This window comes from Rhodoferax lacus, from assembly GCF_003415675.1.
GTDB lineage: Bacteria > Pseudomonadota > Gammaproteobacteria > Burkholderiales > Burkholderiaceae_C > Allorhodoferax > Allorhodoferax lacus.
The window spans coordinates 95,381-115,381 of sequence record NZ_QFZK01000005.1 but is presented as its reverse complement, the minus strand read 5'-3'; the positions used below and the strand labels follow the sequence as shown (position 1 = coordinate 115,381).

General features: G+C 61.9%; 16 protein-coding genes. 6 read left to right on the top strand and 10 right to left on the bottom strand.

The window, feature by feature from the left end; all coding sequences use genetic code 11:
* Positions 1 to 2 precede the first annotated feature (2 nt).
* Together gcvP and DIC66_RS10430 are read left to right on the top strand one after the other, a co-directional pair.
* Positions 3 to 2,924: an aminomethyl-transferring glycine dehydrogenase gene (gcvP, locus tag DIC66_RS10435; protein WP_117177203.1), complete on the top strand. Its 2,922-nt coding sequence runs from the start codon at positions 3 to 5 to the stop codon at positions 2,922 to 2,924.
* Positions 2,921 to 5,251 (top strand): patatin-like phospholipase family protein, encoded by a 2,331-nt coding sequence (locus tag DIC66_RS10430; RefSeq protein WP_117176841.1) that lies wholly within the window; start codon positions 2,921 to 2,923, stop codon positions 5,249 to 5,251. Before gcvP ends, DIC66_RS10430 begins: the two co-directional genes overlap by 4 nt.
* Here the strand turns inward: DIC66_RS10430 and DIC66_RS10425 are convergent.
* The 7 genes from DIC66_RS10425 to DIC66_RS10395 form a co-directional block, all read right to left on the bottom strand.
* Complete coding sequence (locus DIC66_RS10425; RefSeq protein ID WP_117176839.1) at positions 5,238 to 6,173, bottom strand: AraC family transcriptional regulator; 936 nt, start codon at positions 6,171 to 6,173, stop codon at positions 5,238 to 5,240. The genes DIC66_RS10430 and DIC66_RS10425 overlap by 14 nt on opposite strands.
* A 17-nt stretch (positions 6,174 to 6,190) precedes the next feature.
* Positions 6,191 to 6,976, bottom strand: coding sequence for an L-iditol 2-dehydrogenase (locus DIC66_RS10420; protein ID WP_117176837.1), 786 nt, complete (start codon positions 6,974 to 6,976; stop codon positions 6,191 to 6,193).
* On the bottom strand, positions 6,973 to 8,388 hold the full coding sequence (dalD, locus tag DIC66_RS10415) for a D-arabinitol 4-dehydrogenase (RefSeq protein ID WP_233505869.1): 1,416 nt from the start codon (positions 8,386 to 8,388) through the stop codon (positions 6,973 to 6,975). Before dalD ends, DIC66_RS10420 begins: the two co-directional genes overlap by 4 nt.
* A 32-nt stretch (positions 8,389 to 8,420) precedes the next feature.
* A complete protein-coding gene (locus DIC66_RS10410) occupies positions 8,421 to 9,482 on the bottom strand; it encodes an ABC transporter ATP-binding protein (protein ID WP_117176835.1) in 1,062 nt (353 codons plus the stop codon).
* A 22-nt stretch (positions 9,483 to 9,504) separates the two neighbouring features.
* On the bottom strand, positions 9,505 to 10,338 hold the full coding sequence (locus DIC66_RS10405) for a carbohydrate ABC transporter permease (protein ID WP_117176833.1): 834 nt from the start codon (positions 10,336 to 10,338) through the stop codon (positions 9,505 to 9,507).
* Between the two features lie 4 nt (positions 10,339 to 10,342).
* Positions 10,343 to 11,203 carry a carbohydrate ABC transporter permease gene (locus DIC66_RS10400; RefSeq protein WP_117176831.1) on the bottom strand — a complete coding sequence of 287 codons (861 nt, stop codon included), beginning with the start codon at positions 11,201 to 11,203 and terminating at the stop codon, positions 10,343 to 10,345.
* Positions 11,204 to 11,386: 183 nt separating this feature from the next.
* Positions 11,387 to 12,700: an ABC transporter substrate-binding protein gene (locus DIC66_RS10395; RefSeq protein ID WP_117176829.1), complete on the bottom strand. Its 1,314-nt coding sequence runs from the start codon at positions 12,698 to 12,700 to the stop codon at positions 11,387 to 11,389.
* 267 nt (positions 12,701 to 12,967) lie between these two features.
* On the opposite strand from DIC66_RS10395, the gene DIC66_RS10390 reads away from it, so the two are divergent.
* A complete protein-coding gene (locus DIC66_RS10390) occupies positions 12,968 to 13,171 on the top strand; it encodes a hypothetical protein (RefSeq protein WP_117176827.1) in 204 nt (67 codons plus the stop codon).
* Positions 13,172 to 13,235: 64 nt separating this feature from the next.
* Here DIC66_RS10390 and aroC read toward each other — a convergent pair whose 3' ends face one another.
* Complete coding sequence (gene aroC / locus DIC66_RS10385; RefSeq protein ID WP_117176825.1) at positions 13,236 to 14,330, bottom strand: chorismate synthase; 1,095 nt, start codon at positions 14,328 to 14,330, stop codon at positions 13,236 to 13,238.
* A 45-nt stretch (positions 14,331 to 14,375) separates the two neighbouring features.
* Positions 14,376 to 14,840: a CBS domain-containing protein gene (locus tag DIC66_RS10380; protein ID WP_117176823.1), complete on the bottom strand. Its 465-nt coding sequence runs from the start codon at positions 14,838 to 14,840 to the stop codon at positions 14,376 to 14,378.
* 113 nt (positions 14,841 to 14,953) lie between these two features.
* Here DIC66_RS10380 and DIC66_RS10375 point away from each other — a divergent pair, with 113 nt between their 5' ends.
* From DIC66_RS10375 to DIC66_RS22895, 3 genes are all read left to right on the top strand, one after another.
* The gene (locus tag DIC66_RS10375) at positions 14,954 to 16,252 is read left to right on the top strand and encodes an O-acetylhomoserine aminocarboxypropyltransferase (RefSeq protein WP_117176821.1); all 1,299 of its coding nucleotides are present in this window, start codon (positions 14,954 to 14,956) and stop codon (positions 16,250 to 16,252) included.
* Position 16,253: 1 nt separating this feature from the next.
* The gene (locus DIC66_RS10370; RefSeq protein WP_117176819.1) at positions 16,254 to 17,063 is read left to right on the top strand and encodes an alpha/beta fold hydrolase; all 810 of its coding nucleotides are present in this window, start codon (positions 16,254 to 16,256) and stop codon (positions 17,061 to 17,063) included.
* Between the two features lie 424 nt (positions 17,064 to 17,487).
* Positions 17,488 to 18,447 (top strand): hypothetical protein, encoded by a 960-nt coding sequence (locus tag DIC66_RS22895; RefSeq protein ID WP_147321285.1) that lies wholly within the window; start codon positions 17,488 to 17,490, stop codon positions 18,445 to 18,447.
* A 323-nt stretch (positions 18,448 to 18,770) separates the two neighbouring features.
* Here DIC66_RS22895 and DIC66_RS10360 read toward each other — a convergent pair whose 3' ends face one another.
* Positions 18,771 to 20,000 (bottom strand): YihY family inner membrane protein, encoded by a 1,230-nt coding sequence (locus DIC66_RS10360; RefSeq protein ID WP_117176815.1) that lies wholly within the window; start codon positions 19,998 to 20,000, stop codon positions 18,771 to 18,773.
* Between the last annotated feature and the right edge of the window lies 1 nt (position 20,001).

The following is a 20,001-nucleotide window of genomic DNA, read 5'->3' as shown; positions in this document are numbered from 1 at the left end:
CCATGCCCGTGACCGCCCAGCCCCCCAGCCTTGCCGCGCTTGAAAACAGCAGCGAATTCATCGCCCGCCACATCGGCATCACCGCCGAAGACGAGCAGCACATGCTGGACGTGATTGGCAAGCCCTCACGGGCCGCTTTGATTGACAGCATCGTGCCCGCCAGCATTGCGCGCAGCACCCGCATGGACATTCCGGATGCGGTGACCGAGGCCGCGGCGCTGGATGAGCTGAAGGCCATGGCGGGCAAGAACCGGGTGCTCAAGAGCTTTATCGGCCAGGGCTATTACGGCACCCACACGCCGGGCGTGATTCTGCGCAACATCCTGGAGAACCCGGCTTGGTACACCGCGTACACGCCTTACCAGGCCGAAATCTCCCAGGGCCGCATGGAAGCGCTGGTGAACTTCCAGACCATGGTTTGCGAGCTCACTGCCATGCCAATGGCCAACGCCTCCATGCTGGACGAAGCCACCGCCGCGGCCGAGGCCATGACGCTGGCCAAGCGCTCGGTGCGCAGCAAGAGCCATGTGCTGGTGGTGGCCGGTGACTGCCACGCCCAAACCATCGAGGTGCTGCAAACGCGGGCTGCGCCACTCGGTCTGGAAATCAAAATTGCCAACTCGGCACAGGAGTGGGCCGCGGCACTGGCAGGCGACTACTTTGCCGTGCTGGCGCAATACCCGTCCACCAGCGGCCGCATTGATGACCTGCGCGCTGACGTGGCCACCGTGCACGCCAAACAGGCCGCCTTTATTGTGGCCGCCGACCTGCTGGCGCTCACGCTGCTGGTGCCCCCGGGCGAGTTTGATGCCGACATTGTGGTGGGCACCACCCAGCGCTTTGGCATGCCGCTGTGCAACGGCGGCCCGCACGCCGCCTACATGGCCTGCCGCGATGAATACAAGCGCTCCATGCCCGGCCGTCTGGTGGGCGTGAGTGTGGACGTACACGGCAACCCGGCCTACCGCCTGGCGCTGCAAACCCGCGAGCAGCACATTCGCCGCGAAAAAGCCACCTCCAATATCTGCACGGCGCAGGTTCTGCCGGCCGTGGTGGCCAGCATGTATGCCGTGTACCACGGCCCGCAAGGCCTCAAGCGCATTGCCCAGCGCGTGGCCCTGCTCACCGCCATCCTGGCCCGCGGCCTGCAAGGCCTGGGCTACACGCTGACCAGCAGCTCCGCCTTTGACACGCTGACCCTGCGCTGCGCCACCGCCGCCCAGGCTCAGACACTGCAGGCCAAGGCTGTTGCCAGCGGCATGAACCTGCGCCGGTCTTGGGAGCAGTACCTCAGCATCTCGCTGGACGAGACCAGCACCCGCGAGGACCTGGCGCAGCTCTGGAGCGTGTTTGCCCAGGCCGGCCAGACCCTGCCCACAGTGGACGCGCTGCAGACCGATGCGGCGCCGCTGATTCCGGCTGAACTGCAACGCAGCAGCGGCTTCCTGAGTCACCCGGTGTTCAACAGCCACCACTCCGAGACCGGCATGCTGCGCTACATCCGCATGCTCTCTGACAAGGACCTGGCACTGGACCGCAGCATGATCCCGCTGGGTAGTTGCACCATGAAGCTCAACGCCACCAGCGAGATGATTCCCATCACCTGGCCCGAGTTTGCCAACATCCACCCCTTCTGCCCGGCCGACCAGCGCCAGGGCTATGCTGAACTGGACGCGCAGCTGCGCGCCTGGCTGTGCGCGGCCACTGGCTATGCGGGCATCAGCCTGCAGCCCAATGCCGGCAGCCAGGGTGAATATGCAGGCCTCTTGGCCATACGCGGCTGGCATGCCTCACGCGGCGAGAGTCACCGCACCATCTGCCTGATCCCCAGCAGCGCGCACGGCACCAACCCGGCCTCGGCCACCATGGCGGGCATGCAGGTCATCGTCACCGCCTGTGACGCCAGTGGCAATGTGGATATGAACGACCTGCGCGCCAAGTGCGAGCAGCACAGCGCCAATCTGGCAGCGGTGATGATCACCTACCCCAGCACCCACGGCGTCTTTGAGACGCAGGTGAAAGAGCTCTGTGCCCTGGTGCACCAGCACGGTGGGCGCGTCTATGTGGACGGTGCCAACATGAACGCCCTGGTGGGTACGGCAGCCCCTGGCGAGTTTGGCGGCGATGTGAGCCACCTCAACCTGCACAAGACCTTCTGCATTCCCCACGGCGGTGGCGGACCCGGTGTCGGCCCGGTGTGCGTGGTGGCGGACCTGGTGCCCTTTCTGCCGGGCCATGTGGCCGGAGGCGTGCCCAGCCACGGTGTGGGTGCCGTCTCAGCAGCCCCCTTGGGCAATGCAGCCGTCTTGCCCATCAGCTGGATGTACATCCGCATGATGGGCTCTGACGGCCTGAAGCACGCCACCGAGGCGGCCATCCTGGCGGCCAACTACATCAGCGCGCGCCTATCAAGCGCCTACCCCACGCTGTACGCCAGCGCCAGCACCGACGGCCGGCCCGGCCATGTGGCGCACGAGTGCATTCTGGATCTGCGCCACTTCAAGGAGAGCTGCGGCGTGATGGCCGAGGACGTGGCCAAGCGGCTGATGGACTATGGCTTCCACGCGCCCACCCTGTCCTTCCCCGTGCCCAACACCCTGATGGTGGAGCCCACCGAGAGCGAGACCTTGGCCGAGCTGGACCGCTTCATCAATGCCATGCTGGCCATACGCGCCGAAATTGCACAGGTGGAGACCGGCGCCTGGCCGCAGGACAACAACCCGCTCAAGCACGCGCCGCACACCGCGGCCTGCGTGGTCGATGCCGCATGGGAGCGCCCCTATGCGCGCGAGCTGGGTGCTTTCCCCTTGCAGTCGCTCAAGGCGGTGAAGTACTGGCCCACGGTGGGCCGGGTGGACAATGTGTATGGTGACCGCAACCTGTTCTGCAGCTGCGTGCCGATTGCGCAATACTCCACGACGTGAACACCCAGAAACGAATCCGTCTTTCCCCTACCCTGCGCAGCCTCTGGCTGGCTGCGCTGCTGGCCACCAGCCTTGTAGCGCCCTGGGCCCAGGCCCAGACAGCGGATGCACCGTCGGCCACAATGGGCGCGGCCGAACGCAGCATGCCACGCGTCACCGTGGTCCTGGCCGGCGGTGGCGCCAAGGGCTTTGCCCACCTGGCGCTGCTGCGCCGGCTGGAACAAGACCACATCAAAATCGCCAAGATCATCGGCACCAGCATGGGCGCGGTGATTGGCGGCCTGTATGCCAGCGGCATGGACACCGGGCAGATCGAAAAAGTCATCGCCAGCCTGGACCCCGGGCGCGTCGCGCTGGACCAGTTGGACCGCACCGAACTGCCTCACCGCGGCCGCGAGTACCAGCAGCGCTATCCGGTGGACCTGGAGCTGGGCGTGAAGAACGGCGCACTCACCTTTGCGCGCGGCGTCAGTGACGGCCAGCGCTTTCTGGCGCTGATGCAAGAGCTCACGGCCAACGTGGCGCCCAACAGCAGCTTTGACCAACTGAAGATTCCCTTCCGCGCGGTGGCCACGCGCTACCGCGACGGCGAACTGGTCGCCTTTGACCACGGCAGCCTGGCGCTGGCGGTACGCGCCAGCATGGCCGCACCCGGCGTATTTGCGCCGGTGGAAATCGAGGGCGAGACCTATGTGGACGGCGGCCTGGTGGCCAATCTGCCAGTGGAAGTGGCACTGCGCGAGGGCGCGGACGTGATCGTGGCCTCTTACCTGGGCGACAGCGACAAAATTGGCGAGACCCTGGACGCCGGCAATGCACTGAGCGTGGCCAACCGCATGCTCGATATCCTGATGCGGCAAAACGAGCGCCGCAACATCGCCTTGCTGCGGGCCCAGGACATTCTGGTGCGCCCGCAGTTGCAGGACTTCGGCTTCGGCAGCTTTGACAAACCGGCGCAGATCATCCTGGCCGGTGAAGAGGCGGTGCAAGCGCAGGACAACAAACTCAGGCTCTTGGCCCAGGTGGCTGCTGTGACGACGGCAGACCCGAGTCAACCCATGCCCGACTTCGCCCAGCGCAGCATCACCATCCAGCAGTTGCGTGTGACTGGCAACAAGAACGTCACCTCCGCCTACATTGAACGCGAACTACAGTCCCTGCTGGGCACCCAATACCAGGCCCACGCCGTTGGCCAGAAGCTCGACGAGTTGTATGCCAGCGGCAATTTCGAACGCGTCAACTACCGGCTGACCCAGTTGCAGGGCAGCCAGTACGAACTGGTGGTGGATGTGAATGAGAAAACCTACGGCCCCAACTTTCTCAAGACCAGCCTGAGCTTTTACAGCGAGAGCAGTGGCACCAACCTGTTCTCTTTCGGGGTGGGCTACCGCAGGCCGTGGCTGACACCTTCGGGGCTGGAGTTGCAGGCCGATGTGCGCGCCGGATCCCAAAGCGAGCTGGCAGTCAGCCTGTTCCAGCCACTCGGTGAACGCTGGGGCCTGAACGGCTTTGCTTCCTACAACAGCAGTGAGTTGCCGCTCTACCGGCCCGACGTCTCCATTGCCCAAAAGCTGGCCACCAGCACTCTGCGCCGCCAGGAGCTGGGCCTGAACCTGTCGTATGACCTGAGCCAGAAGGCCACGGCCAAAATCGGCGTGGTGGCCAACAACACCCAGGTCACGATAGACACGGCCAAAACGTTGAGCTACCCCACGGACGGTGGCAGCCCGGCCGTCTACCAGCCACGGGATGCGCAGTGGGAGTTTGCCGGCATCAATATGCAATTCACCGCAGACCTGCTGGACTCCCCCTCTTTCCCGACGCGGGGCTACTACATCAACGTGGAGGCAGCCCAGGGCGTCACCAGCAACAACGACTACACCAGCTACCGCGCCAACGCCTTGTGGGCCACCCGTGTGGGGCCGCACGTGATCAATTTGGGGCTGGACCTGGGAGCCGACCATATCTTTGACTGCAATGGCTGCGCGCTGCCCACATCGCTGGCCCCTCTGTATCTGGGCGGCTTCCAATCCATGGGCGCCTACCAGATGGGCCAGCTCATTGGCGACAGGCTGGTGCATCTGCAGGGCACGTATATGTACCGCCTGACCGATGGCGGCATCCTGCACCAGCCCACCTATGTGGGCTTTGTGACCGAAGCCGGAGACGCCTGGCTGAGCTCCCGCGAGTCGAGCATCAAATACAGCAACACCGCCTTCATTGGCGTGGACAGCAAGATAGGCGACGTGTTCCTGGGCGTGGCTGCAGGCAGCGGCGGCAATCACAACATCTTTCTGCAGCTGGGGCGGCGCTTCAGCCTTTGGTGACCCCAAAGCGGTTGGCAACCTGCCTGCGAAACTCGCGCGGCGTCATGCCTTTGATGTCCAGAAAGCGGCGGTTGAAGTTGGCGATGTTGTTGAAGCCCACGTCATAGGCAATGCTGGTGATCTGCCGGTCGGATTCCATCAGGAACTGGCAGGCGCGGTTGATGCGCACATGGTTGACAAAGTCGGTAAAGGTGTTGCCAGTGGCACGGCGAAAGAAGCGCGAAAAACGGCTCTCGTTCATGCCCAGTTCCTCGGCCAGCGAGGCTGCCGACAGGGGCTCGCCCAGCTTGTCGGTGATGCGGCTCAGGATGGCGTTGATCTGGTCCAGCTGCGCGTCGTTGTCCACACTCTGGATCTGCGCATTCGACAGCAGCCGGTAGTCCTTGCACTGCGCCAGCACGCCCATGAATTCACAAAAAGCGCCAAAGCGCGCCAGCCCTTGCGTGGACTTGACCTGCTGCCAGTGCTGCAGCGCCTGCGGGCCCAGGTCAAAAAACTCGATGCCATGCTTGGCCCGCTCCAGCAGCGGCAGCACGGCGCGCATTTCCGGAATATGGCGGCTGGCTTCCTCCATGGGCGCGTGCGGAAACTGGATCACCAGATCGCGCTCCGGCACGCCCGCGTCTGGCAAGTCCATGCTGACCCAGTTGTGCGGCAGGCGCGGGCCGGTCAGCACCAGATGGCCGGGCTGGAACTGGCCAATCCAGTCACCCACAAAGGCCTTGCCGGAGCTGGCGGTGATCAGGTGCAGCTCATACTCGTCGTGGTAGTGCCAGCGCGCCAAGGGCGTTGGAAAACCATGCGACAGGCAGCGGATGATGCCCACCTCTTCGGGGCGCTCGTAGCCCAGCTCGGGCGAGCGGCTGTAGTCGTGCTCGAGTTCGGGCTTGGTCTGGCGCGGCTTGGTGGACAGGGCTGGCATGCGGGAGATATTACGCTTCAGGACATGACGCTGCCGCCATCCACATTCAGGGTTTGCGCCGTGATGTAGGAGGCCTCATCGCTGGCCAGGAAGATGGCTGCGCCGCAGATGTCAGTGGGGTCGCCCATGTACCCAAGCGGCACGGCCTCGCCCACGCGCTTTTTCTTCTCGCCGATGGGCAGGTTTTCGTATTTGGCAAACAGGGCGTCTACGTGCTTCCACATGGGCGTGGCGATCACGCCGGGGGCAATGCCGTTGACGCGTATCTTGTGCGGTGCCATGGCCAGCGCAGCGCTCTGCGTGTAGCTGATGATGGCGGCCTTGCTGGCGCAGTAATGCGACACCAGGGCCTCGCCACGGCGACCGGCCTGCGACGCCATATTCACCACCGCACCGCCCTGCACCTGTTGGGCCACCATGTGCGCCAGCACCTTTTGCATGATAAAGAAGGCGCCTTTGACATTGACGGCAAAAATCTTGTCGTACATGGCCTCGTCGCTTTCCAGCAGCGGCGCCATGTCGAAGATGGCGGCGTTGTTGTAGAGCGTGGTAATCGCGCCAAAGCGGCTGCTGGCTGCGGTGATCAGCGCGTCGATATCCGCAGAGCGGGTCACGTCGGTGGGCACATACAGCAGTGTGTCCGGGTGGCTGGCCATGAGGGCTGCCAGCTCAGGCCTGGGGCTTTTGCCGATGTCGGCCACGGTGCACTGGGCACCTTCATGCAAATAGGCCGTGGCCACTGCCAGGCCAATGCCGCCTGCGGCGCCGGTCAGCAGGGCGTGTTTTCCGGTCAGTCGGGTCATGCGTTTCTTCCTTGGATAAATTGTTGTACACGGGCAAAGGCCGCGCGCATGGCAGACAGCAGGCGCGGGTCATTGGCCAGGTTGCCCCACAGTGGCAGGTCGGCACAAAAGGCGGCTACCGGATCGGCGGATTCGCAGATGGCGTGCGCGACCGCCGGGTCCATGGCCTGGTCCTGGTAGGTGTAGCTGATCTGGCCCGCGTGCCAGCGCTGCAGGTAGGCCAGGAATAGCGCCGGCAACATGGCCACGCTGTCAATCGACTCGTTGCGGGCCAGGCGCTCGCGGAAGGTGGGCGCGATAAAGCCGGGGATCTTGGAGAAGCCGTCCATGGCCACGCGCTGGTTGGTATCCGCAATGGCGGGATTGCCAAAGCGGTCCAGCACCACATCACGGTAGGTGGGCAGGTTCAGGGGGCACGGGTGCTCGGGGGTGTCGAGCACCGGGATCACGTCATTGGTCACGTAATCAAAAGCGAACTGGCGGATCTGCGCATCCAGCGTGCCTTCGTGGATGTAGGTATAGCCCACCAGCGTGCCCGCCCAGGCGATGCAGCTGTGGGTGGCGTTGAGCAGGCGGATCTTGGCTTCTTCATAGGCCTGCACCGACTCCACCATTTCTACGCCCACGGTTTCCCAGGCCGGGCGCCCGGCAATGAAGTGGTCTTCAATCACCCACTGGATAAAGCTCTCACCCATGAGCGCAGCGGCGTCATCGATGCCGGTGGCTGCCAGCACGCGGGTGCGCACCTCGGCTGTGGGGCGGGGGGTGATGCGGTCCACCATGGCGTTGGGGCTGCTGGTGTGGGCCATTACCCAGGCCAGCAATTCGGCGTCGCCCAGCAGTTCCAGAAATTGCAACAGGCCACTGCGCGAGCGGTCACCGTTGTGGCGCAGGTTGTCGCAGTTCAGCAGCGTCACAGGCCCTGCATTGGCCTGCATGCGCGCCTTGAGGATGGCGGTGAGCGCGCCGTAAATCGTGCTGCCGGGCTTGCCGGATTTCAGCGCATCCAGGTCGGCCTGCAGGTCGGCAAAGTTCAGGTCCAGCTTGTCCTTGGCGTCGAGGTAGTAGCCCGCTTCGGTGACGGTAAACGAGATGATGCGCGTGTTGGCATCCGCCCCCAGACGTATCAGGCCCGAGAGCATGGGGTCATGGCGCACCACGGTCTGGATCGAGGTGATGCGGGTGTAGCTGCGCTCTCCCTGGGGTGTGACGGTCTCCAGCGTGTAGGCGCCTTGCTGGGCAATCAGCGCCTCGATGGTCTCGGCCATGTCAGGGCGGATGTTGCCCCCGGCCAGCGCCCAGCGGCGGTCACCGGTTTGCTGCAACTGGTGCAGGTAGACCGCCTGGTGGGCGCGGTGAAAAGAGCCCAGCCCCAGGTGGAGCATGAGCAAGGGTTTGGTGGTGTCTGGCATGGTGCGTGAAGCGTTGAATGCGTAATGCAGGGTTAGTGAACCAGCGTCTCGCGGGCTTTTCCGGTGCGGGTGATACGGCCCTTGGCGTCAAACAGATGGGCAGCATCCACATCGATGCGCAAGCCCACGGTGTTGCCTGCGTGCAGCTCGGTGCGCTCGTTCTGGCGGGATACCAGTTGCACACCGCTCGCGGTGGAGACATAGATCAGGGTCTCGGCACCCAGCGCTTCCACCAGATCCACCGTGGCGTCCATCAGGCCCTGGCCCGCGGCGCACAGCGTGACGTTTTCCGGGCGCAGGCCAATAAAGCCATCGGGCTCCACGGACAGGCCGGTGCTTTGCACCAGGGGCTGCAGATCTTTGGCAGCCACCATGTTCATTTGCGGCGTGCCGATGAACTGGGCCACAAACTGGTTGGCCGGGCGGTCATAGAGCTCCAGCGGCGTGCCTACCTGCTCGATCTTGCCGTCGCGCAGCACCACCACGCGGTCGGCCAGGGTCATGGCTTCGACCTGGTCGTGTGTCACGTAAATGGTGGTGGCGCCCAGGTCGCGGTGCAGCTTGGCGATCTCGATACGGGTCTGGCCGCGCAGGGCCGCGTCCAGGTTGCTCAGAGGCTCGTCAAACAGAAACACCTTGGGTGCGCGCACAATGGCGCGGCCAATGGCCACACGCTGGCGCTGGCCGCCGGAGAGCTCCTTGGGTGTGCGCTGCAGGTAGTCAGTCAGGTTCAGGATCTTGGCGGCGCGTCCCACTTTCTCCTGAATCACTGCCTGGTCCACCTTGGCGAGCTTCAGGGCAAAGCTCATGTTCTCGAACACGCTCATGTGCGGGTAGAGCGCGTAGCTCTGGAACACCATGGCCAGGTCGCGCTTGCTGCTGGGCTCATTGGTGATGTCGCGCCCGTCGAGCAGCAACTTGCCGCCGTCGTTTTCTTCCAGGCCGGCGATCAGGCGCAAGAGCGTGGACTTGCCGCAGCCCGAGGGGCCGACAAACACGACGAATTCGCCCTGGTTGATTTGCAGGTCAATGCCGCGGATCACGCGCACATTGCCAAACTCTTTTTCTATGCCTTGCAGTTCGAGGTATGCCATGGTGTGTCTCTTGAAATAGTTGTTACTTGACGGCGCCGAAGGTCAGGCCTTGGACCAATTGCTTCTGGCTGAACCAGCCAAACACCACGATGGGTGCAATCGCCATGAGCGACGCGGCCGACAGCTTGGACCAGAACAGGCCCTCGGGGCTGCTGTAGCTGGCAATCAGCGTGGCCAAGGTGCCGGCCTTGGCGGCACCCAGGTTGAGCGACCAAAAGGCTTCGTTCCAGCTCAGCACCAGGCACAGGAGGCCGGTGGAGGCCAGGCCACCCAGGGTGAGGGGCAGCAACACCATGCGGAATTCCTGCCACAGTGTGGCGCCATCCATGCGCGAGGCTTCCAGGATTTCGTGCGGAATTTCCTTCAGGTAGGAGTACAGCATCCACACCATGATGGGCAGGTTGGAGAGGGTGAACACAATCACCAGCGCGGTCAGGCTGTCGAGCAGGCCGGAGGTCTGCGCCATCACATACACCGGCACCAGCGCGCCCACGGCGGGCATCATCTTGGTGGAGAGCATCCACATCAAAATATCTTTGGTGTACTTGCCCTTGAAGAAGGCCATGGCGTAGGCGGCCGGAAACGCCAGCGCCAACCCCAGCACGGTGGAGAGCACGCTGGTGAGCAGCGAGTTCTTGGCAAACAGCAGGTAGTCGCTGCGTTCCTGCACGATGGAGAAGTTCTCCAGCGTGGGCGTGAACACCAAGAGCGGCGGCACGGCAATGGCCTGCAGCTCGGTTTTGAACGCGGTCAGGATCAGCCAGCCCAGCGGAAAGAACAGCAGCAGCGTGACAGCCCAGGCCGCAGCCGTGCGGATGATGAGCCGGGGTGGATATTTGGAGCGGGTGTGTGCCATGGTGTTATTTGTCCAGGTTCTTGCCGACCATGCGGATGAGAAAGGCGGCGGCGATATTGGCCAGCACCACGGCAAACAGCGCGCCCGCGGAGGCCACACCGGCATCGAAGTTGAGCAGCGCCTGCTTGAAGATCAGGAAGGCCATGTTGGTACTGGCATCACCCGGTCCGCCACCGGTGGTGGTGTAGATCTCGGCAAATACGCTGAGCAGGAAGATCATCTCGATCATCACCACCACGGCCACCGAGCGGCCCAGGTGCGGGATGTAGAGGTAGCGCAATTGCTGCAGGTAGGTGGCGCCATCCATGCGCGCGGCCTCCAACTGTTCGCGGTTCATGCTTTGCAGCGCGGTCATGAAAATCAGCGTGGCAAAGGGCAGCCATTGCCAGGCCACCATGATGATGACGGAGCCCAGCGGGAAGTCGGTCAGCCAGTCGATGGGGGTGAGGCCAAAGAAGATGGACACCTGCGCCAGCACCCCGTAAATCGGGTTCATCATCATGTGCTTCCACAGCAGGGCATTCACTGTGGGCATGACGAAGAAGGGCGAGATCAGCAGCAGGCGCACGATGGCGCGGCCAGGGAACGGGTCGTCAATCAACAGCGCAATGGCAGTGCCGAAGATCACCGTGATCAGGATCACGCTGCCCAGCAGCAACAGCGTGTTGAAGACCGCCACCGTAAAAGAGGGGTCTGTCAGAAAGTATTCGAAGTTTTCCAGCCCGATAAAGCCGGTTTCTTCGGGCTGCATCAGGTTGTAGCGGATGACCGAAAAATAAATCGTCATCACCAGCGGGACGATCATCCACAGGAGGAGTGACGCAACAGCAGGCGTCAGCAGGAGCCGCGGCAGGAGTTTCTTCATGGGATGTGTCTCGTAATTTTTCTTATGGACGAGTGAGCAAATGAAGGCACCCGTCAAAGGTGCCCAAGTGATGCCCAGTTGGCGTAGCGAGCGGCTCGAGGTGAGGTCCGAGGCGCACAGCCGTACTCCCGTACGGCGAGCACCCCGGGCCTCAGATCGGGCCGCGCAGTAGCCAAATGGGTATTACTTGTAGTAGCCGCCCTTTTTCATTTCGCGTTCGGCGGCTGTTTGCGAAGCCTTCAAGGCCGCATCAATCGTGGTCTTGCCGGCCAGAGCCGCACTCATCTGCTGACCCACTGCGATACCGATGGCCTGGAACTCGGGGATGGCCGCGAACTGCACGCCCACGTACGGCGACTTGGGCAGCGTGCTGTCGTTGGGGTTGGCCGAATCAATAGCGGCTTTTTCAGCAGCAGCAAACACGGCAGCCTTCTGGAACTCCGGATTGGCGTAGGTGGACTTGCGGGTGCCGGTGGGCACGTGGGCCCAGCCGTTGGTCTTGCCCACCAGGTTGATGTAGTCCTTGGAAGTCGCCCAGTTGATGAACTTCTGTGCCGCGTCCGCGTTCTTGGTGCCAGCCGGAATGGCCAGGGCCCAGGCCCACAGCCAGTTGGCGCCCTTCTGGGTCACAGCGTAAGGGCCTTGTGCAAACGCCACCTTGTCAGCCACCTTGGACTGCTTGGGGTCGGTGATGAACGAGGCTGCAATCGTGGCGTCAATCCACATGCCGCACTTGCCTTCGTTGTACAGGGCCAGGATTTCATTGAAGCTGTTGGCCGAAGAGCCGGGAGGGCCGTACTTGGTCAGCAGCTCCACGTACATGGTGACTGCGTCTTTCCAGGGCTTGGATTCCAGCTGGGGCTTCCACTTCATGTCAAACCACTGGGCGCCATAGCTGTTGGCCATGGTGGACAGAAAGGCCATGTTGTCACCCCAGCCCGGCTTGCCGCGCAGACAGATGCCGTACACGCCGTTCTTGGGGTCATGGATCTTGGCAGCGGCGTCACGCACCTGGTCCCAGGTGGGGCGGTCTGCGAACTTGATGCCGGCCTTGTCGGTCAGGTCTTTGCGGTACATCAGCATGGAGCTTTCGCCGTAGAAGGGGGCTGCGTACATTTTTCCGCCAACCGACAGACCGTCTTTCATGGCAGGCAGGATGTCATCTGCGTCGTAGCTGGCATCACCCTTCAATTCCTTGAGCCAGCCCTTTTTGCCCCAGATGGGGGTTTCGTACATGCCGATGGTCATGACGTCGAACTGTCCGCCCTTGGTGGCGATGTCGGTGGTGACGCGCTGGCGCAGTGCGCCTTCTTCCAGAGTGACCCACTTGAGCTTGATATCGGGGTTGGCGGCTTCAAAATTCTTGCCGAGCTTTTGCATCTCGATCATGTGGCCGTTGTTGACGGTGGCGATCACCAGTTCGGTAGCCGAGGCCGAGATGCCGCACAGGGATGCGACCAGGGTTGCAGCCATTGCAACGCGGGTTTTGAGTGTCATGTCTATGTCTCCAGAGTGTTGATATGAGGTGCTTCGTTCAATGCTTTTTTGCATCCAGCACTGACAGATGGAAGATACTGACTCGCTGATGCAGAAACGATACTTGCAAAGCGTGTTGCGGTACTAAATTGCACTGCATACTCAGTATTTACACCTACTGGCACCAAATTAGTATGGCTTACCCGCAATAAAGCATCTCTTTGGCTCCGGACGTGCGCCAGGGTTGAGAATGCGCTTGGCAGAAAAATTTATTTGGAGTAGCGGCAGATGAAGAATGATGACGACGAACCCCCGGTCTGGGTCACGGTGCTCAAGCTCGTGGTGATCGCGGTCGTCCTGATTGGTGGCACTGGCCTGGCGCTGTGGTACGTGGACCAGTGGCAGTCGCGCAGCCAGCCCCCACCTGGGTCAAGCAGTGATGTGTCTGGCTGGGGCATCGTGCATGACGATCCCTTGCGCCCCCATCGATAGAAGTGTGGCCCCCACGTTCGCTCGCTGCGCGTAGCTCGCGGCCCGGCGGAAAAACCTGCCTGACCTACCGGCTTGCCGGAATCGGCGGCAGGGTGTGAACCACATCGCCGCATTGGGCCCGGTGGCGCAGCACGTGGTCCATCACCACCAGCGCCAGCATGGCCTCGGCAATCGGGGTGGCGCGTATGCCCACGCAAGGATCGTGGCGGCCCTTGGTGACCACCTGGGTGGGGTTGCCCGCCGAATCAATGGAATCGCGCGGCGTGATGATGGAGCTGGTGGGCTTGATGGCAATGCTCACCTCCAGGTCCTGCCCGGTGCTGATGCCGCCCAATACGCCACCGGCGTTATTGCTGGCAAAGCCTGCAGGCGTGAGGGAGTCGCCATGGGTGGTGCCGCGCTGGGCCACGCTGGCAAAACCGGCGCCAATCTCCACACCCTTGACCGCGTTGATGCCCATCATGGCGTAGGCAATATCGGCGTCCATCTTGTCGAATAGCGGCTCGCCCAAGCCCACCGGTACGTTGGAGGCCGAGACGCGGATGCGCGCGCCGCAAGAGTCACCGGCTTTGCGCAGGGCGTCCATGTAGTCTTCGAGCGCAGCGACATCGGTCACGGGTGCGAAGAAGGGGTTGTGGGGCACATGGTCCCAGGACTCGAAGCCGATGGGCACATCGCCAACCTGCGTCATGCAGCCACGGAACTCGGTGCCAAATCTTTCCTTCAGCCACTTCTTGGCAACAGCCCCTGCGGCCACCATGGGTGCGGTCAGGCGTGCGCTGGAGCGTCCACCCCCACGTGGGTCGCGGATGCCGTATTTCTGGAAATAGGTGTAGTCGGCATGTCCCGGGCGGAAGGTCTCCAGGATGTTCCCGTAGTCCTTGCTGCGCTGGTCGGTGTTCTGGATCAGCAGCGCGATCGGCGTGCCGGTGGTCCGGCCCTGGTAGACGCCGCTGAGGATCTGCACCGCGTCGGGCTCGTTGCGCTGGGTGACGTGTCGACTGGTGCCGGGGCGGCGGCGGTCCAGGTCGGTCTGGATGTCGGCCTCGCTCAATTCCATGCCGGGCGGGCAGCCGTCAATCACGCAGCCAATGGCCGGGCCGTGGGATTCACCAAAGTTGGTGACTGCGAAAAGGTGTCCGAAGGTATTGCCGCTCATGCGGGGGATTATCCCCGAGGCGGCACGCCTTTTTGGTCGGAAGGTTTAAGGGGCCGCGGGGGCTACGGGCGCTTCGCCCTCGGGCCAGTCGCGGATGTAGGCCTTGAGCATCTGGTTTTCGAAGTTCTGGCTGTCCACCACCGCACGGGCCACGTCATAGAAGCTGATCACGCCCATGAGCATGTGGTCTTGCATTACCGGCATGTAGCGGGCATGGCGCTCCAGCATCATGCGGCGCACCTCGTCCATTTCAGTCTCCATGGTGCAGGTCAGGGGCGCGTCGTCCATGGAGGCGCGCACTGCCGTGCTGCCAATGCTGCCGCCGTTTTTCACCAGGGTCTGGATCACCTCGCGAAAAGTCAGCATGCCCACCAGTGCGCCATGCTCCATGACCACCAGGGAACCGATATCTTTTTCTGCCATCAGGTCGAGTGCGCGGGACAGGGCTTCATCCGGATGGGCGGTGAACAGGGTGCCGCCTTTGACGCGCAGGATATCGCTGACTTTCATGGTATTTCCTAGTGACACAGGATTGGGTTCTGGATCTTGAATATAGCCCACAATCTGCTGGTTTCCAGCCCTGTATACCCCACACTTTCAGAACACCTTCACAGGAGACGCCCATGGCAGGCTATGCCGACCCGGGATTTGACACGCTCGCCCTGCACGCCGGTGCCACACCGGACGCCACCGGCGCGCGCGCGGTGCCGATTCACCTGACCACGTCGTTTGTGTTCGAGTCCAGCGACCATGCGGCTTCCCTCTTCAACCTAGAGCGCGCGGGCCATGTGTATTCGCGCATCAGCAACCCCACCAATGCGGTGCTGGAGCAGCGCATCTCGGCGCTCGAAGGCGGCGTGGGCGCCATCTCGGTGGCCAGCGGCCAGGCCGCACTGCACCTGTGCATTGCCACGCTGATGGGCGCGGGCAGCCACATCGTGGCCTCCACCGCGCTGTATGGTGGCTCACACAATCTGCTGCACTACACCCTCAAGCGCTTTGGCATTGACACCACCTTCGTGAAGCCCGGCGACCTGGACGCTTGGCGCGCGGCCGTGCGGCCCAACACCAAACTGTTTTTTGGCGAGACCGTGGGCAACCCCGGACTGGATGTGCTCAACACGCCCGAAGTCAGTTCAATAGCCCACGCCGCCGGCGTGCCACTCCTGGTGGACTCGACGCTCACCACGCCCTGGTTGGTCCAGCCCTTCACCCAGGGCGCGGACCTGGTCTACCACTCGGCCACCAAGTTCCTGAGCGGCCACGGTACGGTGATTGGTGGCGTGGTGGTGGATGGTGGCAGTTTTGACTGGGACAAGTCCGGCAGGTTCCCGGAACTCTCCGAGCCCTACGCGGGCTTTCACAACATGGTGTTTACCGAGGAGGCTACGGTGGGCGCCTTTTTGCTGCGCGCACGGCGCGAGGGCCTGCGCGACTTTGGCGCCTGCTTGAGCCCGCACTCGGCCTGGCTGATCTTGCAGGGAATAGAAACGCTGTCGCTGCGCATGGAGCGCCACATGCGCAACACCACGCGGGTGGTGGAGTTTCTGGCAGCACACCCCCTGGTATCGCGCGTTGGCCACCCCATGCTGGAGAGTCACCCGGACCATGGGCTGGCACAAAAGCTACTGCCGCGCGGGGCGGGTTCGGTCTTCAGCTTCGATTTGCGCGGCACGCGGGCGCAGGGCCAGGCTTTTGTGGAAGCGCTCAAGGTATTCAGCCACCTGGCCAATGTGGGCGACTGCCGCAGCCTGGTGATCCACCCGGCCAGCACCACCCACTTCCGCATGGATGACGCGGCGCTGGCGCAGAGCGGCATTGGCCAGGGCACGATACGCCTGTCCATAGGCCTGGAAGAAGCCGACGATTTGCTCGATGACCTCAAGCGTGCGCTGCGCGTGGCCGAGAAGACAAAGGCCTGATATGTTTCTTCAAGTCAACAACGCAGCCATCTATTGCTACACCGGCGGCAAGCCCTTTGACGCCGCCAAGCCCACGGTGCTGCTGGTGCACGGCGTGCTGCACGACCACAGCGTCTGGATTCTGCAAAGCCGCTACCTGGCCCACCACGGCTGGAATGTGCTGGCCGTCGACATGCCGGGCCACTGCCGCAGTGGCGGTGCGCCCTGCACCTCGGTGGAAGAAGCTGCCGACTTTGTCTGGGCCCTGCTGGATGCAGCAGGCGTGCAGAAGGCCGCACTGGTGGGCCACAGCCTGGGCTCTTTGATCGTGCTCGAAGCCGCTGCCCGCGCGCCCATGCGGGTGAGCCAACTGGTGCTGGTGGGCACGGCATTTCCCATGGCGGTGGCCCCTGCCCTGCTGGAAGCCTCGCTCAACGCACCCGAGAAGGCGCTGCAGATGGTGAACGTGTTTTCACGCAGCACCCTGGCGCCACCGCCCTCGGCCCTGGGGCCGGGCACCTGGGTCTATGGCGCATCCCTGGCTCTGGGTCGCCGTGTGCTGGCCAGCAACACAGAGGTCAACCTGTTCCACACCGGCTTTGTGGCCTGCGACAGCTACCGCCATGGCGAAGCCGCCATGGAGCAAGTCAGCTGCCCCACCCTGTTTGTGCTGGGCGAGCAGGACCAGATGACGCCACCCAAGGCAGCCAGAGGCCTGATGGCCAAGGCACGCAACGCCCAAGTGGTGTTGCTGCCGGGCGGCCACCACCAGATGCTGGAGACGCCGGAGCCCATGCTCAAGGCGCTGACGGGGTTTTTGAAAACGGCATAAAAACATACTTGTTTCCAGTAGCGTGCAGTTTGGGCGCGCCTGGATACAACACTGTAATTTTCCCTGTTAATTTGAGTGAAGTGCAGAGGGATGATGTGCACCCAATTTCGGAAATCAAATATTGGATGCAGGACAAAGCCAATGAACCAAATTGGACTAGATAGTTGCAAATTGTCAATGATCTGGATAGGAACTTCACACACCATGAACGAGCTTCCGCCCGCGAAGGTAATCACGCGCTGCAGAAAAGTTCAGAAGAATATGGCGACGTAGTCAAGACGTTCGCCTAGCCACCGCATAAACATGGCACAGCACACGAAGGAAAGTGCCAATGGTGGCGTTGTAGTGAATTCCTTTTATGGCTTGGCACTGGGTATTCCGTGGCTCGCTTTATCAAAAATGCTCCCACAGGAAAGGGCTGCAAATGTCGCAGGGCATCTCATATCGGTTGGGAAAATATATCGGGGCCATGCCACAGTGGTTGAGGTATTTGTTTCTGACTGTACTCTTGATTGCACTGTACAGCGCGTTCGACTTCGGACTCCCACCAACTCGGCACACTCAATCAACACAACCCGTTCAGTTACCGAACTCCAACAAAAGACCACAGAGTGAAGATGGGGAGCTTGCTCGCCAAGAGTGTTCCAAATCAATAGTTGAAAGAAAAAAGAAATATGATTCCCTAATGAGAGAAGAGAAGTTTTGGGCGGCAGCTCGTGGTCTCAGCAATTGTGCAGAGGCACTTGGGACTCCTGAACTTGCGGCACTTGTGCGGAATGCCGAAATAAAGTCATATCTATTTGACATAAATAATGTAAACAGTTCACCTCGGGACCGCTCCAGAGCCATGGACATGCTTACGCGAGATTATCCAGATATTGGCGCCAAGTACGAACGACTGGCTAAAGAGCTTTTGGAGCAAGTGAATCGTCTGGATGAGGGCTTACAGTGGGAGTACATTCACACTGACGACCCAATGGGTAAGGGACTCATACACCAGGCAACCGTTGTTAGCACAAACACTGTTGATTTTGACTTCCCATATTCTGGACCGCAGTATGGTACGTTGACTCTGAGAACCCATCCACGGTACGGGAGGGACGTTGTCTTCCGCATTGAGAAGGGTCAATTTATATGTCGTCTTTACGAAGGGTGTAATGTTGTGGTTCGTTTCGACGATGATTCACCCACAACTTTTTCTGCGATTGGGTCTGCAGACCACAGCAGTAAAGTGCTTTTCATTCAGAATTACGACAAATTTTTAGGGAAGATGCTCAAAGCAAAGAGATTACGTATTTCGGTAAATGTTTTTCAAGAAGCCGCTCCAATGTTCGAGTTCGACGTCAAAGGCTTTGATCAAATTAAATACAAAAATTCCAGTTAAATTTCAAGTGAATCCTCTGGGCCTTCTTAGAAGAGAAAAACAAGACCAACGTGAGTGCATGAAGGCAGCGGTGACACAAGCCAATTCGGTTAAAGAGGTTTTTGAGCGCTTCGCATTTGTACTGAGTTGTGGCGCTCGGCGGTTGCGACATGAGTTGCTCATGTTATTACGCGGTAGCCTGCTCGCCGCTCCTGAGCCCACACCCGCGGTGCAAGGGGTATGCCAGGTGACGATTTGTGGTACTCCACCATGAGGAACCCGGCATGCCCCTTGTGCCGCAGTGAGCGAAGTGGGTCCAGCGGTAACCAATGACTACCCGTGCCTCAAATAACCTGGCGCAAAGTGCTGGACGACCAGCTACCGCCCTGCCACAGCTTCTCGTTGCCCGCGTTGCGTGGCAGCAGCAGCGTCTCCATCAGCGGTGCCAGGGTCACGGCTTCGGGGCGGGCCAGCAGCACAAAGCGGGCTTCGGCGCCAAACACATCGGCTTCGTTGAGCTGGCCAATCCAGTCCAGGCCGGTCAGCGCCTCCACCACGGTTTCCACGCGCTGCGCATCCACCGCCAGCGTGCTGCACAGCTCGGCCATGGTGCGGCCTTTACCCGGGAGGCTGGCGGCGAGGTCCAGCTCGCGCAAGACCTCCAGCGCCAGTTGGAATTGCCAGCCAATGCCGCTGCGCCTGCGCGGAATGCCGGCAATCAGGCTGGGCACATAGGCAGTGAGTGCTGCACCCAGCAGCACAATTACCCAGGCCATGTAAATCCAGACCAGCAGGATGGGCAAGGTGGCAAAGGCCCCATACACCGCCGAATAGGTGGGCACCTTGCTCAGGTACAAGGCCAGCAGCTTCTTGGCCACTTCCATCAGGGTGGAGACAAACAGGCCGCCCATCCAGGCATGACCCCAGCGCACAAAGGTGTTGGGCACGTAATGGAACATGGCGGCCATGCCACCGGCCACCAGCAGGTACTGCAACACATCCAGCAACAGGCTCACACCGCCCGGCATAGCACCCACCAGGCCCTTGGAGGCCGACAGCGCATACGAGGTCATGCTGAGCGACGCACCCAGCAACACGGGCCCCAGGGTGATGGCAGCCCAATAGATCAGCACGCGCTGGCCAAACGGACGCCGTGCGCGCACGCGCCAGATGCTGTTGAGCGTGCGGTCTATGGTGAAGATCAAGGCCAGCGCGCTGGCCACCAGAACGGCCAGGCCAGCCACACCGAGTTTGCTGGCCTTGCCCGCAAACTGGCCCAGATAGCCCAGCACCTGGCGCGCAATGTTGTCGGGCACCAGGCTTTCCACCAGCCACTTCTGCAGCACGTCCTGGAACTTGGCAAACATGGGGAAGGCGGTGAACACCGCCAGTGCCACCGTAAAGAAAGGCACCAAGGCGATGGTGGTGGTGAATGTCAGGCTGCTGGCGGTCAGGCCCAGTCGGTCTTCGCGAAAACGCTCGCGCAGGGTGTGGGCGGCGTCCAGCCAGCGCACGCTGGCAACGTCGGCCAGCCAAACCCGGAATCGGTCTATCGGTCTGTCAGTGAATTGCATC